The organism is Arcicella rigui (assembly GCF_034929435.1).
GTDB classification, from domain to species: Bacteria; Bacteroidota; Bacteroidia; order Cytophagales; family Spirosomataceae; genus Arcicella; species Arcicella rigui.
Genome location: NZ_JAYFUM010000044.1, coordinates 1 through 775, shown reverse-complemented (window position 1 = coordinate 775; position 775 = coordinate 1). Strand labels below are relative to the sequence as shown.

At 37.4% G+C, this 775-nt stretch carries 1 protein-coding gene and 1 pseudogene; both read right to left on the bottom strand.

Going from position 1 to position 775, the window contains the following annotated elements; translation table 11 throughout:
* A pseudogene (locus VB248_RS22545) lies at positions 1–323 on the bottom strand (IS3 family transposase); the annotation flags it as partial.
* Between the two features lie 38 nt (positions 324–361).
* On the bottom strand, positions 362–775 hold a 414-nt coding region (locus VB248_RS22540), incomplete at its 5' end, for a transposase (protein ID WP_323299099.1).

Genomic DNA, 775 nt, shown 5'->3' with positions numbered 1-775 from the left:
TGGTTAATGTCTGTGAGGACTTTATCAACCAAAAGGTTTTTGTAACGACTGTAAGGACTTGAAAAAGTAGTCCTACAGAGGTTTCTATAGGCTTTTACCCTAAAGCCATAATAGAGTCCGATGCTGATAAAGGCATCTCGTCCGATTCCTTCTGGTTGATAATAGTCATACATAGTTCTCAGACCCATAGCAGGATGAATCTCCCTAATCTGGAGAATCAAGCCCACATAAAGACTTTCTTTTACCTTCCATTCTTCGATTCTGCGGAGCATTTGATAATGTCCTTGTTTAGAAATACCACAAAGTGCATACAAGTGCTTCATCTGGTAAGAATATTGAGTAATATTTCGACGAAAGTACTCTAAAGTGTTGGCTTGAAACTTTTTTTTAGGTCGATGTCGAGTTCCTTTGAGGCAATCTCAATGAGCTTTGATTGATAGTCAATTTCCATTTGTTTTTGCCCAAGGATACGCTCAAGTTCAGCTACTTTTTTGAGTAGCTCCTGAGTTTTAGCTTCTTCGGAATCTTGTTGTACAATCATCTTAGTACCTTTTTTGTAGTGGGGAGAATATTGGTAAATCCAGCGATAAACGCTTGTGCTACTGACATCCCACAATTTACAAAATTCGATGATACTAATCCTTTTGTTGAGAATGTCTTCGACTTTTTCTCGTTTGAACGACTCACTGAAAATACGACTTTGACGAATCTCGTATTTTGTACTTTTTCCAGTTTTTGATTTTGAATTTGCCATTATTTGTTGCCTTTTGAAGGC